The 16,598-nt window shown below is 47.2% G+C and carries 18 protein-coding genes; 10 read left to right on the forward strand and 8 right to left on the reverse strand.

Annotated features, from left to right (window positions below; genetic code table 11):
• Positions 1 to 3 precede the first annotated feature (3 nt).
• The gene (gene dnaB, locus TRNA_RS42855; protein ID WP_003177980.1) at positions 4 to 1,368 is read right to left on the reverse strand and encodes a replicative DNA helicase; all 1,365 of its coding nucleotides are present in this window, start codon (positions 1,366 to 1,368) and stop codon (positions 4 to 6) included.
• A gap of 193 nt (positions 1,369 to 1,561) precedes the next feature.
• Here dnaB and TRNA_RS42860 point away from each other — a divergent pair, with 193 nt between their 5' ends.
• A complete protein-coding gene (locus TRNA_RS42860) occupies positions 1,562 to 1,759 on the forward strand; it encodes a DUF2188 domain-containing protein (protein ID WP_003177982.1) in 198 nt (65 codons plus the stop codon).
• A 37-nt stretch (positions 1,760 to 1,796) separates the two neighbouring features.
• Here the strand turns inward: TRNA_RS42860 and TRNA_RS42865 are convergent, their stop codons facing one another.
• Positions 1,797 to 2,024, reverse strand: coding sequence for a hypothetical protein (locus tag TRNA_RS42865; RefSeq protein WP_370684014.1), 228 nt, complete (start codon positions 2,022 to 2,024; stop codon positions 1,797 to 1,799).
• Positions 2,025 to 2,157: 133 nt separating this feature from the next.
• Between TRNA_RS42865 and TRNA_RS43525 the strand changes: the two genes are divergently transcribed.
• From TRNA_RS43525 to nagE, 7 genes are all read left to right on the forward strand, one after another.
• On the forward strand, positions 2,158 to 2,295 hold the full coding sequence (locus TRNA_RS43525) for a YycC family protein (protein WP_009330022.1): 138 nt from the start codon (positions 2,158 to 2,160) through the stop codon (positions 2,293 to 2,295).
• 70 nt (positions 2,296 to 2,365) lie between these two features.
• Complete coding sequence (locus TRNA_RS42870; RefSeq protein ID WP_003177989.1) at positions 2,366 to 3,571, forward strand: CynX/NimT family MFS transporter; 1,206 nt, start codon at positions 2,366 to 2,368, stop codon at positions 3,569 to 3,571.
• 132 nt (positions 3,572 to 3,703) lie between these two features.
• A complete protein-coding gene (nagA, locus tag TRNA_RS42875; RefSeq protein WP_009330024.1) occupies positions 3,704 to 4,954 on the forward strand; it encodes an N-acetylglucosamine-6-phosphate deacetylase in 1,251 nt (416 codons plus the stop codon).
• Positions 4,951 to 5,697 carry a glucosamine-6-phosphate deaminase gene (gene nagB / locus TRNA_RS42880; protein WP_011198499.1) on the forward strand — a complete coding sequence of 249 codons (747 nt, stop codon included), beginning with the start codon at positions 4,951 to 4,953 and terminating at the stop codon, positions 5,695 to 5,697. The genes nagA and nagB overlap by 4 nt, the downstream gene beginning before the upstream one ends.
• The gene (locus tag TRNA_RS42885; protein WP_003177996.1) at positions 5,694 to 6,425 is read left to right on the forward strand and encodes a GntR family transcriptional regulator; all 732 of its coding nucleotides are present in this window, start codon (positions 5,694 to 5,696) and stop codon (positions 6,423 to 6,425) included. The genes nagB and TRNA_RS42885 overlap by 4 nt, the downstream gene beginning before the upstream one ends.
• Positions 6,422 to 7,318 carry an N-acetylmuramic acid 6-phosphate etherase gene (murQ, locus tag TRNA_RS42890; protein ID WP_009330026.1) on the forward strand — a complete coding sequence of 299 codons (897 nt, stop codon included), beginning with the start codon at positions 6,422 to 6,424 and terminating at the stop codon, positions 7,316 to 7,318. Before TRNA_RS42885 ends, murQ begins: the two co-directional genes overlap by 4 nt.
• Before the next feature lie 2 nt (positions 7,319 to 7,320).
• The gene (nagE, locus tag TRNA_RS42895) at positions 7,321 to 8,694 is read left to right on the forward strand and encodes an N-acetylglucosamine-specific PTS transporter subunit IIBC (protein WP_003178000.1); all 1,374 of its coding nucleotides are present in this window, start codon (positions 7,321 to 7,323) and stop codon (positions 8,692 to 8,694) included.
• Positions 8,695 to 8,730: 36 nt separating this feature from the next.
• Here nagE and rplI read toward each other — a convergent pair whose 3' ends face one another.
• From rplI to TRNA_RS43790, 4 genes are all read right to left on the reverse strand, one after another.
• Entirely contained in the window at positions 8,731 to 9,180 is a 450-nt protein-coding gene (gene rplI, locus TRNA_RS42900) for a 50S ribosomal protein L9 (RefSeq protein ID WP_003178003.1), read from the reverse strand.
• On the reverse strand, positions 9,177 to 11,159 hold the full coding sequence (locus TRNA_RS42905) for a DHH family phosphoesterase (RefSeq protein ID WP_009330027.1): 1,983 nt from the start codon (positions 11,157 to 11,159) through the stop codon (positions 9,177 to 9,179). Before TRNA_RS42905 ends, rplI begins: the two co-directional genes overlap by 4 nt.
• Before the next feature lie 35 nt (positions 11,160 to 11,194).
• Positions 11,195 to 12,124 (reverse strand): YybS family protein, encoded by a 930-nt coding sequence (locus TRNA_RS42910; RefSeq protein WP_009330028.1) that lies wholly within the window; start codon positions 12,122 to 12,124, stop codon positions 11,195 to 11,197.
• Positions 12,125 to 12,337: 213 nt separating this feature from the next.
• Complete coding sequence (locus tag TRNA_RS43790) at positions 12,338 to 12,469, reverse strand: hypothetical protein (protein WP_229098623.1); 132 nt, start codon at positions 12,467 to 12,469, stop codon at positions 12,338 to 12,340.
• 166 nt (positions 12,470 to 12,635) lie between these two features.
• On the opposite strand from TRNA_RS43790, the gene TRNA_RS42920 reads away from it, so the two are divergent.
• Complete coding sequence (locus tag TRNA_RS42920; RefSeq protein WP_009330029.1) at positions 12,636 to 13,112, forward strand: spore coat protein; 477 nt, start codon at positions 12,636 to 12,638, stop codon at positions 13,110 to 13,112.
• 42 nt (positions 13,113 to 13,154) lie between these two features.
• Here the strand turns inward: TRNA_RS42920 and TRNA_RS42925 are convergent, their stop codons facing one another.
• Positions 13,155 to 13,574, reverse strand: coding sequence for a universal stress protein (locus TRNA_RS42925; RefSeq protein WP_003178013.1), 420 nt, complete (start codon positions 13,572 to 13,574; stop codon positions 13,155 to 13,157).
• A gap of 17 nt (positions 13,575 to 13,591) precedes the next feature.
• Positions 13,592 to 15,058, reverse strand: coding sequence for a SulP family inorganic anion transporter (locus TRNA_RS42930; protein ID WP_003178015.1), 1,467 nt, complete (start codon positions 15,056 to 15,058; stop codon positions 13,592 to 13,594).
• Between the two features lie 215 nt (positions 15,059 to 15,273).
• Here TRNA_RS42930 and TRNA_RS42935 point away from each other — a divergent pair, with 215 nt between their 5' ends.
• Complete coding sequence (locus TRNA_RS42935) at positions 15,274 to 16,575, forward strand: MFS transporter (RefSeq protein ID WP_009330030.1); 1,302 nt, start codon at positions 15,274 to 15,276, stop codon at positions 16,573 to 16,575.
• Positions 16,576 to 16,598 lie beyond the last annotated feature (23 nt).

The raw sequence follows: 16,598 nt of genomic DNA on the forward strand, positions 1-16,598 counted from the left end.
GATTTATGCACCAGGCGCAACACCCGCGTCATCAAACCGGCGTTCCAGGTTGACGAACTTATTATATTCTTTTACAAAAGCGAGTGAGACGGTCCCGACCGGGCCGTTCCTTTGTTTTGCAATAATGATTTCAATGATGTTTTTATTCTCAGATTCTTTGTCATAGTAATCATCACGGTACAGGAACGCAACGATATCGGCGTCCTGCTCGATACTTCCCGATTCCCGGATGTCCGACATCATCGGACGCTTATCCTGGCGCTGTTCGACGCCCCGGGAAAGCTGTGAAAGGGCGATGACCGGAACTTCAAGCTCCCTCGCCAGCGCTTTCAGCGCACGGGATATTTCCGATACTTCCTGCTGGCGGTTGTCACTTGATCTGCCGCTTCCTTGGATCAGCTGCAGGTAGTCGATCAAAATCATGCCGAGGCCGTTCTCCTGCTTTAAACGTCTGCACTTGGAACGGATTTCGCTGACGCGGATTCCCGGTGTGTCATCGATGAAAATTCCGCTGTTTGATAAGCTTCCCATCGCCATTGTCAGCTTGCCCCAATCCTCTTCCGTCAGGTTTCCGGTCCGGAGATTCTGGGCGTTGATGTTGCCTTCCGCACAGAGCATCCGCATGACCAGCTGCTCGGCGCCCATCTCAAGGCTGAAGATCGCGACGCTTTCATCGGTTTTCGTCGCCACGTTTTGGGCGATGTTTAAGGCAAAAGCGGTTTTGCCGACTGACGGACGGGCGGCTACGATGATCAAATCGTTTCTTTGAAAGCCCGCCGTCATCCTGTCAAGCTCGGTAAAACCTGTCGGAATCCCGGTGATGTCCCCTTTTCTGTTGTGGAGCTGTTCAATATTATCGTAGGTTTGAACGAGAACATCTTTAATATTTTGAAAGGCCCCGGAGTTTTTGCGCTGGGCGACTTCCATAATCGTTTTTTCTGCTTCGCTTAAGAGGTCTTCGACTTCATCCTCCCTTGTATATCCGTCTTGGGCAATCGTCGTTGCTGTACGGATCAAGCGGCGGAGAATCGATTTTTCTTCCACGATTTTTGCATAATACTCTATATTAGCCGCAGTCGGCACAGAATTTGCAATATCCGTCAAATAAGAAATGCCGCCAACCTCTTCCAAAAGGTCCGTGTTCGCAAGCTCTGATGTCACCGTCACCAGGTCTACAGGCTCGCCGCGGTCTCCAAGAACAAGCATGGCGTTAAATATTTTTTGGTGCGACATTCTGTAAAAATCATCTGGAATCAAGACTTCTGACGCCAAAGTTAAAGCTGATGGTTCTAAAAAAACAGCACCTAACACGGCCTGTTCGGCTTCGATATTTTGCGGCGGCAGCCTGTCATTCAGAAGATCTGTCATGTTAAGCACCGTCCTCCCATTTAAAAATAACCCAACGTCTATTTTACCATTTTTACAGAAAAAAAATAGACTCTTGCAGAATCGCATGTTGTAGAAATATTTTCATAGAAAGGGAGAACAGCTGTCGGAATGTTTGCTTCCCTGATCTATACGGGAAACAAATCAGTAAACAAGTTTCGGGAGGTTGTTTTTCATGAAGGTTTATACGGTATCACCAAATGCCGAGACAGACGGGTGGTTTTTGAAACTGGAAGATACGGCGCCTGTTGAGCTTTATGATACAAGGACAGAGGCCGTGGAAAAAGGAGAAGAGATGGCGAAAGAGAACCGTCCTGCGAAGCTTGTCATCTATGACCGGCAGGACAACAAAGAAGACGAACGGTCTTATTAAACACCTCGGCCGAGGTGTTTTTTTAAAGATTCCACAATTAATCCACCCGGCTGTTCCAACTGTTTTTCAAGGGAATGCTGACCATCAAATCGGTCGCATGTTGGTACAAATCCCATTCTTCATAGGCCGCAAATTTCATCCGCAGCGTTTGCAGCACATTGCGCATATCTTTGTACTCTTCAAATGTGTAAAGCCCTTTTGCTCTGATCTGCTGTTCATACAATTTCTTTTTCAGCTCCGATATCGTCGATTTCAAGACGATCACCTCCGCTTTATTTATATCGCTTTTTTCTTTTTCTTCCAACTCACTTGTCATATGATGTTACAATATATATTGGAGTCAATATTCACTGTTGCGTACTCTGCGCGCTGGGGTACAATATAAAATGGAGGACTTTATGAAACCTTTACAAATTTCTGCCGAAACGGCGCAAAAACTTTCGGAAACCTTAAATCTTCCTCTTGAACAAATCATGCATTTGCCGCAGCATATCCTGCTTGCGAAAATTGCCGAAATTCAGAAGAAAGATCAATAGTAACCTTGGATGATGGTCCGGGTTTCTTTTTCATGTCACTTTTCCACCTGGAAGCAAAGGAGAATACAGCATGCATTACATTGACGCTCGACGCGCCCGTTTGAACAATATCTTTTTGATTGCAGGAATCATATTTATCGCTTTTAATTTAAGACCGGCTATTACAGCTGTCGGGCCATTGATCAGTTCGATCCGCTCGGATATGGATTTGACGAACGGCATGGCCGGCTTCTTGACGACGCTGCCGCTGTTATCGTTCGCCGTCCTGTCCCCGGTCGCCCCTAAGCTCGGACAGAAGCTTGGCAATGAGAGAACCCTCTGGGTCGGATTGGTCATCTTATTGATCGGAATTTTGCTGCGCTCTTACGGAGAATCTATTACATTATTTGCAGGAACCGCATTGATCGGAGTCGGCATCGCAATCTGCAATGTGCTGCTGCCCAGCCTGATCAAACATAAATTTCCTGACAAAGCGGGAATTATGACAAGTTTCTATACAACAGCCATGTCGATTTTTGCGGCGCTCGCATCAGGGATCAGCATTCCGTTGTCGCACGGCTTAGCGTGGGGATGGAGCGCGTCGCTCATGGTTTGGGCGGGCCTCGCGTTTGTTGCGATTTTGATCTGGGTTCCCCAGCTCCGCTATCATGATACGGGAAACCGCACGGTCAGCTTAAAGGCAGACGGCCAAACGGTCTGGCGCTCGAAAATTGCCTGGCAGGTCACATTCTTTATGGGCATACAGTCGTTTTTGTTTTACTGCACGATCGCCTGGCTGCCTGAAATTCTCCGCTCGCACGGGATGAGCATGTCGCTTGCCGGCTGGATGCTGTCGCTGATGCAGTTTGCCAGCCTCCCGTCGACATTTTTGACTCCGGTTCTCGCCGGGCGGTTTCAAAACCAGAAAAGCATCGTGCTCGCCCTCGGCATCCTATACTTGGCGGGGATGTCAGGGCTATTGTACGGAGGCAGTACAGCGATGCTGACGCTATGGGTCATTTTAATCGGAATTGGACAAGGGTCCAGCATCAGTTTAGCCTTGACTTTAATCGGGCTGAGAAGCGAAAATGCCGATCAAGCCGCGGCATTATCAGGGATGTCGCAATCCGCCGGATATTTGCTGGCAGCGATTGGTCCAAGCTTTGTCGGTTTTCTTTACGATCACATGCACTCATGGAACGGACCGATTTTACTGTTCATCGGCGCGCTGGTCGCTTTGATCGGTGCAGGACTCGGTGCGGGAAGAAATCAATATATCTATGCTAAAGCAGCATAACGAAGCCGGCAGATAAGCCGGCTTTTTTTTTGGAATATAACCTGACAAACCAGCGGCCAAATAAACCGTGATGCCGTATGATCAGATTTGACAAAAATAATTCACTTATTGGTCTAGACAACTAGAGTTGTAATGTTCTATACTGATGATAACGTTTTCAAGAAAGGACTTTTGACTGTGAAAACCAAACCATCTCAACGCTATATTTTTAAACATCTTCATATTTACAGTGAAAATGGAATGATAGAAGACGGTTTTCTTCTGACGAATGGAGAAAAAATCGAGGCTTACGGACCAATGGCTGATATTCCAGCTTCCGCACAAACGGCAGAACAGCTGACATTTCCGGAGAACTTCAAAGTGCTGCCGGGCATGATCGATGTCCACATTCACGGGGCAAACGGCGCAGATGTCATGGACGGAACAGCCGAGGCTTTGCAAACAATGGCTGAAGCCCTGCCGAAAGAAGGAACGACAAGCTTCCTGGCGACGACGATGACCCAAGATAAAGCCACGATCGAGCATGCGCTGGCAAACGTTCACCGGTATAAGGAAGCCGGCGGACGGCCCGGAACAGCCGAAGTATTAGGCGTTCACTTAGAGGGCCCTTTTATTTCAGAAAAGCGGTGCGGCGCCCAGCCGCCGGATGACATTATAGCGCCGGATCTTTCGTTATTTAAAGAATGGCAGCGCATCTCAGGGAATAACATTAAATTAGTCACACTTGCGCCAGAGCTGGAAGGGTCTTTGGAACTAATTTCCTTTTTGAAGGAAACAGGGGTCATCGCATCCGCAGGCCATTCCGACGCCGGACTCAAAGAGATGGAAGCCGGGATTAAGGCCGGCCTCTCCCATGTCACCCATTTGTTCAACGGCATGCGGGGGCTGCACCACCGCGAGCCGGGGACTGCCGGTAGCGCTCTTCTGCATGATGAACTGAAGGCTGAAGTCATTGCCGACGGCATCCATGTTCACCCTGCCGTCATCAAGCTGGCATTTCAGCAAAAACAGAAAGAAGGCATCATTTTAATTACGGATGCCATGCGCGCAAAATGCTTGAAAAATGGAACCTATACATTAGGCGGACAGGAGGTGTTCGTAAAAGGCGATAAAGCCGTTTTACGGGATGGTACGCTTGCCGGCAGCATCTTGAAGATGAACCAGGCTGCACTGAACATGATGGATTTTACGGGATGTTCACTCGAAGATATCGTCTACATGACAGCAGTCAATCCTGCCAGACAGCTTCATATTTATGACCGGAAAGGCAGCATACGGAGCGGGAAAGATGCCGATTTGATCATTTTAAATGAAAAAAATGAAGTTGTGATGACGCTTTGCAAAGGCGTGATTGCTTTCAGCAAAAGGGAGGTTTCACCATGAAGATCATTGAAGCTAAAGATTATCAGGACATGAGCCAATCAGCCGCCCGATTCATCATCGAGCAAGTGAATCGCTTATCTGCACCTGTTCTCGGCCTTGCAACCGGAGGAACGCCTCTCGGCACATATCAGGTTTTAAGGGAAGATCATGCGCGTAATAAAACGACTTACAAGCACGTCTATACTGTTAACTTAGACGAGTATGTCGGCGTTTCCCCGGATCATGAAAACAGCTATACATTCTATATGAAAAAACAGCTTTTCGATCACATTGACATCCCGCTCAGCCACACCCATCTTCCGAACGGGATGGCTTGTGACCAGGATGCCGAATGCAGCCGCTATGAAGCGCTGATCGAGCGGCTTGGAGGCATTGATCTTCAAGTGCTCGGCCTCGGCTTGAACGGCCACATCGGATTTAACGAGCCGGGCACCCCATTTTCATCGAAAACGCATACGGTTGAACTGACACAATCAACGAAAGAAGCCAATGCCCGCTATTTTGATTCCTATGACGCCGTCCCGTCGCAAGCAATAACGATGGGCATTTCCACGATCATGAAAAGCAAGCAGATCCTGCTGCTCGTTTCAGGAGAGAAAAAAGCCGGCATCTTGGCGAAGCTGCTCACTGAAGAACCAAATGAAGACACCCCCGCTTCCGTCTTAAAAACGCACCAAGACGTCGTCATCATAGCGGACAGCGATGCTTTATCAATCGTGAAAGAAAGGGGTATGGCCTTTTGATCAAAAAAGATTCCCACATTCCGATTTACTATCAGATTGAGACCGAAATTAAAAAGCTTGCCGAAACAAAAGATTTGAAACCCGGCGACCTCATTCCTTCTGAAAGAGAGTTCGCAGAAAAATATGAGGTGAGCAGGATGACCGTTCGACAGGCGGTTAACAATCTCGTCAATGAAGGCATTCTCGTCCGGCAGCGGGGAAAAGGGACATTTATTGCCGAGCCAAAAATTGAGCAGCCTCTCAAAGGATTGACAAGCTTTTCCGAGGACATGAAATCAAGGGGCATGAGGCCCGGCACGAAAATGCTCGGCTTCGGCGTCATCCCGTGCGACCAGAGCACAGCGCGCAAACTGGAGATACGTGAAGGGGCTTCCGTCTATGAAGTCAAACGGATCCGCCTCGCCGATGACATCCCGATGGCTTATGAAATCTCCTATTTGCCCGCCGACTTCATTAACGGCCTGACCGAAGACATTATGAGCGCATCTTTGTACGACTATGTCGAAAATACGCTCTCCCTTACGATCGACCGGGCCGCGCAAACACTAGAACCGGCGATTGCCTCTCAGGCAGAGAGCGAGCCTCTCGACATAGAGGAAGGCGCACCAGTCCTGCTCATTGAACGCTTGAGCTATTTGGACGACGGCAGACCGTTTGAAGTGGTCAAATCCGTTTACAGAGGCGACCGCTATAAATTCGTCATTGATATGAAGAGGAAAGACCAATGAGGAAGACAGAGAATACGAACGACAAAAGCACAGCACTTGATGAAATGAATGCTTTAGATATCGTCACCTTGATGAATGAGGAGGATCACACAGTCCCTCGCGCCATTACGCCCTGCCTTCCCCTGATCGCTGAAGCGGCGGAGACGATTGTCAGCCGTTTTGAGCAAGGCGGAAGAGTGTTTACCGCAGGCGCCGGCACAAGCGGCAGAATCGCAGTTCTTGATGCCGCGGAACTGCCGCCGACCTTCTCTATTGACGAGAGCCGTTGGACCGGCCTGATCGCCGGCGGATATGACGCAATGTGGATGCCTCTTGAAGAAAATGAAGATGACCGTGAAAAAATCGTCGCTGACCTGAAAGCGCAATCATTCTCGAAAGATGACGTCTTAATCGGAGTCACTGCGAGCGGTTCGACCCCTTATGTCCTCGGCGCTTTATCCTATGCCAAACAGATCGGAGCCGCTTCTGTTTCGATCAGCTGCAACGCGGATACAGAAGCGGGCAAATTAAGCGATATCGCGATTGAGGTTCAAACAGGACCGGAAATTATCCGCGGTTCAACGCGGCTGAAAGCAGGAACCGCTCAGAAAATGATCTTGAACATGCTGTCAACAGCGGCAATGGTGAGGCTTGGCCGCGTCTATCAAAACGAGATGGTGAATATGAGGCTGCTCAATCAAAAATTAGCCGGGCGCGCTGTCACCATTCTGATGAATACCACCGGGTTATCGGAGGATGAGGCTCTGCAAGCTTTAAAAGAAAGCGGCAATGACATCAAGGCAGCGATCTTTATGACGTTGACAAACGGAACGCTTGAAGTTGCCCGCCGCTGTTTATCCCATGAAAATGGACATTTGAAAAAAGCGATTCAATATCATCGAAAGGGGTTTTAACTATGTTGGGATTTCTTCAAAATATCGGCCGCGCGCTCATGCTGCCGATTGCCGTTCTTCCTGCTGCGGGCCTCCTGCTCGCACTGGGACGGGAAGACCTGTTAAACATTCCGTTTATCGCTGCTTCAGGACAATCAATTCTTGACCAACTTCCGATTATCTTTGCGATAGGCGTTGCGATCGGATTGTCAAAGGATGGCCACGGGGCCGCCGCTCTGTCCGGAGCCATCGGTTATTTTGTCCTGACAGGCGGCTTAGCAGCCATCAATAAGGACCTGAACATGGGAGTTCTCGGCGGGATTATTGCAGGCGTTGTCGCCGCCGTCATGTATAACCGCTTTAAAGATGCAAAGCTGCCTGACTGGCTCGGTTTCTTCGGCGGAAAACGCAGTGTTCCGATTATGACAGCCTTCTGTTCCATCATTCTTGCAGGCATTTTCGGCTTCGTCTGGATTTATGCACAGCAGGCAATTGACGCCATTGGAGGATGGATCATTCATGCGGGGGCATTAGGGGTCGGGATATTCGGTCTTTTAAACAGGCTGCTTTTGCCGCTCGGCCTTCATCACATCTTAAACAACATGGTCTGGATGGTCTTTGGAGAATTTGCAGGCAAAACGGGTGACATGAACCGGTTCTTTGCCGGAGATCCAAGCGCCGGCGCCTTTATGACAGGGTTCTTCCCGATCATGATGTTCGGTCTTCCTGCGGCGTGTCTGGCGATGATTGCCGCTGCGAAAAAGCATCGCCGCAAAGCAACGGCCGGGTTGCTGATCGGATTGGCGTTCACATCATTTTTAACCGGAATCACAGAGCCGATTGAGTTCACATTCATGTTCCTGTCGCCGCTTCTCTTCGGTATTCATGCCTTGTTAACCGCAAGCGCCATGACCGTGACCAATATGCTCGGCATCCATCACGGCTTTACCTTTTCAGCCGGGACGATCGACTATCTCTTAAACTTTGGAATCGCCACAAAGCCGCTGCTCTTGCTTCCGCTTGGTCTTGTTTACGGCATTATTTATTTCATCATCTTTTATTTCTTGATAACGAAGCTCAATTTGAAAACGCCTGGACGAGAAGATGACGATGAGCAGGAAAACACCGCTGTCAGCCCTGACACAGGATCGTCTAAATACGAAACCCTTGCGGACAAATACATCGAAGCGCTTGGCGGAAAAGAAAACATCGAGACGCTGAACAACTGCGTGACCCGCCTCCGCCTCAAGGTCCGCGATGCTTCCAAGCTGGATGAAAGCGCGATGAAATCCATGGGAGCGAAGGGATTCGTCAAGCTCAATCAGCACGAGGTGCAGGTGATCATCGGTACAGACGTCGAATTCTTGGCGAATGAAATGAGAAAACGTACGGAATAAAAGATAAGCCCCTTCTGAGGAAGGGGCTTTGTTACTTTATGATTGCTCTTTCACGTGAACTTTCAGTGTTGCTTGTACTTCCGGATGGAGCTTCACGGGAACATTCGTATATCCCAATGAGCGAATCGCATCGTTTAATTCGATTTTGCGTTTGTCGACTTTTAACTGATGGCCTTTTTGCAGCGCATCTGCAATTTGTTTGCTTGTCACGGAGCCGAATAAACGGCCGCCTTCTCCGGACTTGGCTGAAAGCTCCACCGTAATCTCCTCAAGCTGTTTTTTCAGCTCTTTCGCAGATTTCAGTTCTTCAGCCGCTTCTTTCTTCTCTTTTTTCTTCTGACCTTCAAGCGCGCTGATATTGGCGGATGTCGCTTCAACAGCCAGCCCTTTTTTGATCAAAAAGTTGTGCGCGTATCCATCCGCTACATTTTTCACTTCGCCTTTTTTCCCTTTGCCTTTAACATCCTGTAAGAAAATTACCTTCATTTCTGAATGCCTCCTTCGAAATACTCGTCAATCGCTTCTTTCAGTCGGCGGAGCGTTTCTTCAACCGTGATATCGGTCAGCTGTGTCGCAGCATTGGTTAAATGACCGCCGCCCTCGAGCGCTTCCATAATGATTTGAACATTTACTTCGCCGAGCGATCTTGCGCTGATACATACCGTGTTCTCGTCTCTTCTCGCCACAGCAAATGACGCTTCGACATCGCTCATAGACAGAAGAGAATCCGCGGCTTGTGCAATGATAACCTGGTCAAAGTATTCGTCCGCCTCATCGTCCGGCAGCGATGCAATGGCGATGCCGTTTTGATAAAAAACGGTATGCTGGATAAGCTTCGCCCTTTTAATATAATGATCGGCCGTTTCTTTTAAAAACTTTTGCACCAATACAGTGTCAGCGCCTTTTGCGCGCAGATAAGACGCCGCATCGAACGTACGGGAGCCGGTGCGCAGCGAGAAGCTCTTCGTATCGACAATAATCCCGGCCAAAAGAGCTGTTGCTTCGATCATGTTGATTTTTAAGCGCTTCGGCTGGTATTCGAGCAGCTCTGTCACAAGCTCCGCTGTAGATGAAGCGTACGGCTCCATATAGACAAGCAGCGGGTCTTTAATAAACTCTTCCCCTCTTCTATGATGATCGATAACGACGATATTTTCAATTTTATTGACCAGCCTTTCTTCAATGACAAAAGAAGGCTTATGCGTATCAACGATCACGAGCAGCGTGTCGTCTTTTGCGATCTCAAGCGCCTCTTCCGGCGTAATAAACCTGGACCACAGTTCTTCGTATTTTTTAATCTCCCCGATCAGTCTTTGAACACTTGAACCGATCTGATTGGAGTCGATCACGACAAAGCCGTCTTTGCCGTTTGCCTGTGCGACCTTCAAAATCCCGATGGCTGATCCGATCGAATCCATATCGGGAAACTTATGACCCATGATTATCACATTGCTGCTTTCAGAGACAATCTCCTTGAGCGCGTGTGAAATGACCCGGGCTCTGACGCGCGTCCGTTTTTCCATAGGATTCGTCTTACCGCCGTAAAACTTCACTTTCCCGTTCGGCTGCTTGATTGCCACCTGATCTCCTCCGCGTCCCAGCGCCAAGTCAAGGCTGGATTGCGCCAAATCGCCGAGCTCTTTCAACGAGGCAACAGATGCACCGATTCCGATGCTTAACGTCAAGGAAATGGTATGAACGGATGTCTTCTCCCGAACTTCATCAAGAATCGAAAACTTTGATGCTTCTAGCTCGCTTAAAATATGTTCGTTTAATACGCCGATGAACCGCTCAGAGGAAACCCGTTTTAAGAAAATGCCGTACTCTTGGGCCCACTGGTTCAAAAGCGATGTTACTTCACTGTTTATCGAGCTTCTGGTCTGGTCATCAAGCCCTTGCGTCACATCGTCGTAATTATCGAGAAAGATGTAGGCAAGAACCGTTCTTTCATTTTCGTATTGTTTTTCAATCTGCGTCTGCTCTGTGACATCAAAGAAATAAAGCAGCTTTTCTTCCCGTTTGATGACCACATTAAATTTCCGCTCATTCAGCGTAATCGTTTCTGTGTCCACTTCCTGCTTAATCAAAGGGACGACAGATTCACAAGTATCATAAAGCGACCGGCCGACGAGCGTATTTTCATTAAAGCATGACGCCATAAAAGGATTGGCCCACTCGATATAGTACTGATCGTTAAACAGCATGATCCCGATCGGCATTTCAAGCAGCGCCTCTTCTCCGACTTTTTTCAGACGATAAGACAGCGTCGATATATAATCGTCCAGCTCTTTTCTGATTTGGGAGTCGGCCCGCTTCAAAAAGTACAAAATGACACCCAGAATCAGAACGCCGGCCGCCCCTGCCACCCAATTAAAATAAATGTTGATGAGGACAGAAATGATTGTGACGACGATTAAAGAATATATGGGATATCGAAATAACGGTTTTTCATAAAAACTTGGCACTCAAATCAACTCCTCACCATTGGAGAACATCGCGGCTACGATTTTTTCACTCTTTCTCTCAAGTTAAAGCCTATATCAATTATACCTAAGATGCGAACAAGGTACAGCAGGGGCGAAAACAACCCGATAATTAAAAAAAGAACCGGCAGGACAGTTGGCAGTTTCTTGGCATGGCAAAAGTAAAACACAAATGAAAACCCTTGGATGACCAAGACAAAGCCCATGATGAGACTCGCATTTAACAGAACAGAGTAATATACACTGCCCTCTTCAACGGGAGCCAGCGACAGAAGAATCGTCAACAAATAGATCCAAATAATGCTTTGCGGAAGTCTCATATCCCTGAACGGTTTCAGAGACGGTATTTGTATGATGCGCCGAAGCACCGGCTTTGCGAGCAGATGATTCAAAAACGCAGTGATTCCGGAAAATATCACAATGGCCGTTGGATATAAATATTGCGCCTGTTTGAATTGCTCATTTAACAATTCAATCTGCTTAGCCACTTCTTTATCATTTCCAAACTGTTTGATACTCGATTCAAAGGTTTTGAATGTTTCATTATATGCTTGATTGGCCGTCTCTATTAAGTTTAATCCAAGAAACTGAACGCTGATGATAAGCAGCAGGACGAACGAAACCATATATGTAACGGCTGCTGCAGCAATCGCTTGGGCCGGCTCTTTTCTTCTGTAGTAAAAGCCCATGATCACGCCCGCGGCACTTACTGGAATAGCAAACATCAGTCCGCCTAAGGAACCGGCAATCAATGAAACGGGTAAACTGACCAACCCCACCGAAATCCCCGGCTTTAGACCGTGCCTGATCGTTTGAACCATTGCAGGCAGCGGCAGCGTCAATAAAAGAATGGTTCCGATGAAAGGAATATAGAGGCTGATCATCAGCAAAACGGCAAAAATACTGACCATGATAGCGCCTTCTACTAAAGCTCTTGTTTGTTTCACTTGTTCACCTCGTATGTTGAAATGTCATGAATCAAAAAGAGCAGCATAGACGACTGCTCTTTTCTAACGTCGCAATTTCATTTTCAAATAAAGACGATGAGATGAGCAGGTCTCGGCCTTCTCTCATTGTTTCTTTATTCTAACATAAGGTCAAATCGCAAGTAAAACGATCATAAGGCTTGAAAGCGAGCGAATGTTCCATGTGAAACAGTGTCAGTCGAGAAACCCCGATTTTTCTTTATTTTTCTTTCTCGCCTTTCTGATCAGCAACAATATAATCAAAACTGCGACCAGAAGCGTCACGCGAAGCCCTCCGCTCAAAAATAGAAAAAAGTCCTTCAACATATCCAACACATTGATCACCTCTCACTGTTGTCACTTAGATGCAAAAATCCCGTATTATTTGACTTCCCCTTTCCAAAACGGTCTAAAACGTCCCTCAGATTCTTCTTAACCTTTAGACGGTAATGGGCATATGCTGACTAAGAAAAAGCAATAAAGGAGAATATGAATGACAACAAAAACATTGGCTTGGCATGAAACGTTGGAGTTGCATGAACTAATCGCGGCACAGTCTGTCGGATTGGTGAAGATCAAGAAAAGCATGAAGAAAATCAGCGACCCTCAGTTAAGACAGCTTTACAGCGTGTCAGCAAAAGCATTGGAGCAAAATTTAAGAGAGCTTCTTCCCTTTTTGCCAAAAGCTCCAGCATTTCAGCGGGAGGATGAACGGGCTGACTTGTATTTTGATGCGGGTGATCTGTTGGTGCTGGCGAAAACGACCGTTCGAAACTATGCGATTGCGATCACGGAAACGGCGACGCCCGAGCTCAGGAGAGTGCTTGTTAAACAAATCAATGCGGCCATTAAGTTGCATGAACAAGTTTTTTATTTTATGTACCAAAGAGGCTTATATCCCGCCTATAACCTCGTCGACCTGCTAAAAGGCGACGCCATGCATGCGCAAAAAGCGATATCGATGAGATAAAAAAGCCAGCGAGGATAGAATCCTCACTGGCTCTGTTTTTTGCTATTTTACGATTAAAACCGGACACTTCACTCTTTTCGCCACTTTATGGCTGACACTTCCGAGCACCATTTCCTGCAAAGTGTTCAGCCCCCTGCTTCCGATAATCACGATATCAACATCATGATGGTTGGCGTACGATACAATGGCCGGGCCCGGATCCCCGTGCTGCATCGTCATTTGATAGGGAACGGCCGCCTGTTTTAATTTATTTTCTATCGACAGCAGCCTGCTGCGCCGTTCGCGTTCGAGTTCTGTACGGTTTTCGCTATGCAGGACTTCATGTTTTGCTCTCGCATAATCCAATACATAAATCATGTCGACGACCGCTTCGTTTGACATGGAAGCCAGATGAATCGCATGATCGGCAGCTCTTTCAGAATGCTTGGAACCGTCAGCAGCCAGCAGTATATGTCTATACACCCTTCATCACCCGTTTCTTAGTGATTTGACACTGAACGATGAGGTTGATCATAGGTTGCTAATTTTTCGACCAGCTTCCAGCTGGATTCATTTAATCCAATCAAGTCAACATCTATTCCTTGCTCTTTCATTTTCAAAACGACTTTATCGATAGCCGCCACAGCGGAATCATCCCATATATGGGCCTCAGAAAAATCAAGAATGACCTTTTTCGTTTGCTCTCCCGTTTTAAAGGAGTTTACGAAATCTTGAACCGATGCAAAGAAAACTTGTCCTTTGATGATGTACTTGACCGCGTTTTCTTCTGACTTTTCTTCAATTTTTAGTTTGGAGATTTTCGCTACGAAGAAGATTGCGCTTAAAATCACGCCGGCGAAAACCCCTTTTGATAAATCGTGGGTGGCCACAACGGTAACGACGGTTACAATCATGACAATGGAATCCGTCAGCGGCACCTTTCTTAACATGCTAAACGAAGACCAGTCAAACGTCCCGATCGATACCATAATCATCACGCCAGCCAAAGCTGCCATCGGAATTTGTACGACCCAGTCGCCCAGCACCATGATTAAAAACATTAAGAAGACACCGGCAACAAAGGTGGACAAGCGGCCTCTTCCTCCTGATTTTACATTGATCACAGACTGGCCGATCATCGCGCATCCCGCCATGCCTCCGAAAAAACCGGCGACAATGTTGGCGATGCCCTGTCCGCGGCTTTCCCTGTTTTTGTCGCTTTCCGTATCCGTCATATCATCAACAATAGAAGAGGTTAATAATGACTCAAGCAAGCCAACGATGGAAAGCGCAAAGGCTGTTGGAAAAATAATGGCCAATGTCTCAAAATTGAAAGGAATATTGGGAATCATAAAGGCAGGCAATGATTGCTTCATTTCTCCCAAATCACCGACAGTGCGCAGATCAAAATGACCGAAAATGGCAAATACAGTCATCGCAATAATGGCAACAAGTGCAGATGGAACGGCTTTTGTAAAGCGGGGAAGAACATAGATAATCAACAACGTAATACCGGCCACAACATACGTCATATTCGAAACTCCAACAAAATGAGGAACCTGCGCCATAAAGATTAAAATGGCCAGCGCATTTACGAAACCTACCATAACCGACCGCGGAATAAATTTCATAAAGCGCGCAATCTTCAGCACCCCAAATATTAATTGGATGATTCCCGTTAAAATCGTAGCAGCAAATAAATAATCAAGCCCGTGATCTCTGACCAAAGTTCCCATCAAAAGAGCCATCGCCCCGGTCGCGGCTGATATCATCGCCGGACGGCCGCCCGTAAAGGAAATGACAACGGCGATACAAAAAGATGCGTACAAACCTACCATCGGGTCTACACCCGCAATGATGGAGAACGCTATGGCTTCAGGAATGAGAGCAAGCGCTACGACGATACCCGAAAGGATATCCCCCCGTACATTAGAAAACCATTCGCTATTTAATTGTTTAACATTCAAAGATTCAACACCTCGTTCGTGATCATTTGCTTCTAACTCTCATAGAAGCCATCTGTTTTTAACATGTTTCACTTTAGCAAACCTGTATCAAAATGTCTATATGGTTTTTTTTGCCGCGGCCGTTTACTCCCCGCACTCCCGTGGAAATAAACACGAAGAAATTAAGAATGTAATTTTGAAAAGAGTCCAATCTAAGGATTAGAGGGGGTTTCAACATGGCGCAAGAGCTGGAAAAACGGCCGGGGCATACAAGATGGTATATTTCTTCTTTATTAAGCAGCATGATCATTTTAAATTACTTTGACCGTGTTGCCATTTCAGTCGCAGCTCCTGCGATACAGGATTCCTTTCAATTGACGGCAACCCAATTAGGCATCGTCTTTTCCATCTATACCTACTCATACACGCTGATGCAGATTCCGGTGGGGAGTCTCTTGGATAAGTACGGCGTTGCCTGGGTGACAAGGGTCGGAATGACCTTGTGGAGTTTTCTAACCATTATATTGGCTTTTTTACAGGGAAAACTGCTTCTTTATATTGTCAGATTTTTAATCGGGCTGACGAGTGCTTCAGCTTTTCCTGCCGCATCCAAAGCAACGGCCTTATGGTTTCCGCCTAATGAGCGCGGCCTTGCCAATTCCTTGTTTGACTCGGCAGCCAAGTTCGCGAATGTCATCGGCGCGCCTCTCGTAGCCTTTTTAGTTACGACATTCGACTGGCGAGCCGCTTTTTTAACGATCGGAATCATTAATGTACTGTTCACCGTATTTTTCTGGTTGTATTATGAACAGCCCGATCGGCACAAACGAATCTCAAAGGAAGAGCTCCATTATATTCAAAAGCATAATGCCGTATCAGAGGAAGATATCTCGGAACGGACGCTTATTGCTTTAAAAGCGATGCTGACAAACCGTAAAGTATGGGGGCTGATGATCGGATTTACGGGTTACGGCTATACATTCAACCTGCTCTTAACCTGGCTGCCGACCTTCTTTAAAGAAACATACGGAATGGACATTATGTCCTCAGGGCTGTTTACAGCGGTTCCCTGGCTGATATCGACGGTTTCCGGAATCGTTGTGGGCGGATGGCTCGTCGATTTTTTAATTCAAAAGGGGCATTCGAATACAAAGGTATACCAGACCATTATCGTAATCGGCATGAGCCTTGGATTTGCCTTTCTGGGAGCTGTTTTCACGCACAACATCACGATTGCGATCATTTGCATTTCCGTCGGCTTAGCCGGAATATCTGCGACCGCGCCTATCGGCTGGTCGATATCAGCCGATATTGCACCGGTTGGTTCCATCTCTCTGCTCAGTTCAATGGTCAATTTGGCAAATAACTTATTCGGAGGGATTATCGCGGTTTCATTAACGGGCTATCTGGTCGATGTGACCGGTTCATTTACGCTCAGCTTTTTAGTAGCCGGATTTGTATTACTGCTCGGGCTCGTGTTCTACCTCGCAGTCCTCGGCGATATAAAGCGAATTCGTATTGGCAAGCAGAAAACCTGAATGCTGAAGGAAACGACCCGGCT

The organism is Bacillus licheniformis DSM 13 = ATCC 14580, from assembly GCF_000011645.1.
Taxonomy (GTDB): domain Bacteria; phylum Bacillota; class Bacilli; order Bacillales; family Bacillaceae; genus Bacillus; species Bacillus licheniformis.

Coding starts and splice junctions, on each gene's coding strand:
- TRNA_RS43790 (WP_229098623.1), bottom strand. CDS start 12,469: ATGTTGAAGGACTTTTTTCTATTTTTGAGCGGAGGGCTTCGCGTGACG.
- dnaB (WP_003177980.1), bottom strand. CDS start 1,368: ATGACAGATCTTCTGAATGACAGGCTGCCGCCGCAAAATATCGAAGCC.
- nagA (WP_009330024.1), top strand. CDS start 3,704: ATGTTCTATACTGATGATAACGTTTTCAAGAAAGGACTTTTGACTGTG.
- rplI (WP_003178003.1), bottom strand. CDS start 9,180: ATGAAGGTAATTTTCTTACAGGATGTTAAAGGCAAAGGGAAAAAAGGC.
- TRNA_RS42870 (WP_003177989.1), top strand. CDS start 2,366: ATGCATTACATTGACGCTCGACGCGCCCGTTTGAACAATATCTTTTTG.
- TRNA_RS42920 (WP_009330029.1), top strand. CDS start 12,636: ATGACAACAAAAACATTGGCTTGGCATGAAACGTTGGAGTTGCATGAA.
- murQ (WP_009330026.1), top strand. CDS start 6,422: ATGAGGAAGACAGAGAATACGAACGACAAAAGCACAGCACTTGATGAA.
- TRNA_RS42860 (WP_003177982.1), top strand. CDS start 1,562: ATGAAGGTTTATACGGTATCACCAAATGCCGAGACAGACGGGTGGTTT.
- TRNA_RS43525 (WP_009330022.1), top strand. CDS start 2,158: ATGAAACCTTTACAAATTTCTGCCGAAACGGCGCAAAAACTTTCGGAA.
- nagB (WP_011198499.1), top strand. CDS start 4,951: ATGAAGATCATTGAAGCTAAAGATTATCAGGACATGAGCCAATCAGCC.
- TRNA_RS42935 (WP_009330030.1), top strand. CDS start 15,274: ATGGCGCAAGAGCTGGAAAAACGGCCGGGGCATACAAGATGGTATATT.
- nagE (WP_003178000.1), top strand. CDS start 7,321: ATGTTGGGATTTCTTCAAAATATCGGCCGCGCGCTCATGCTGCCGATT.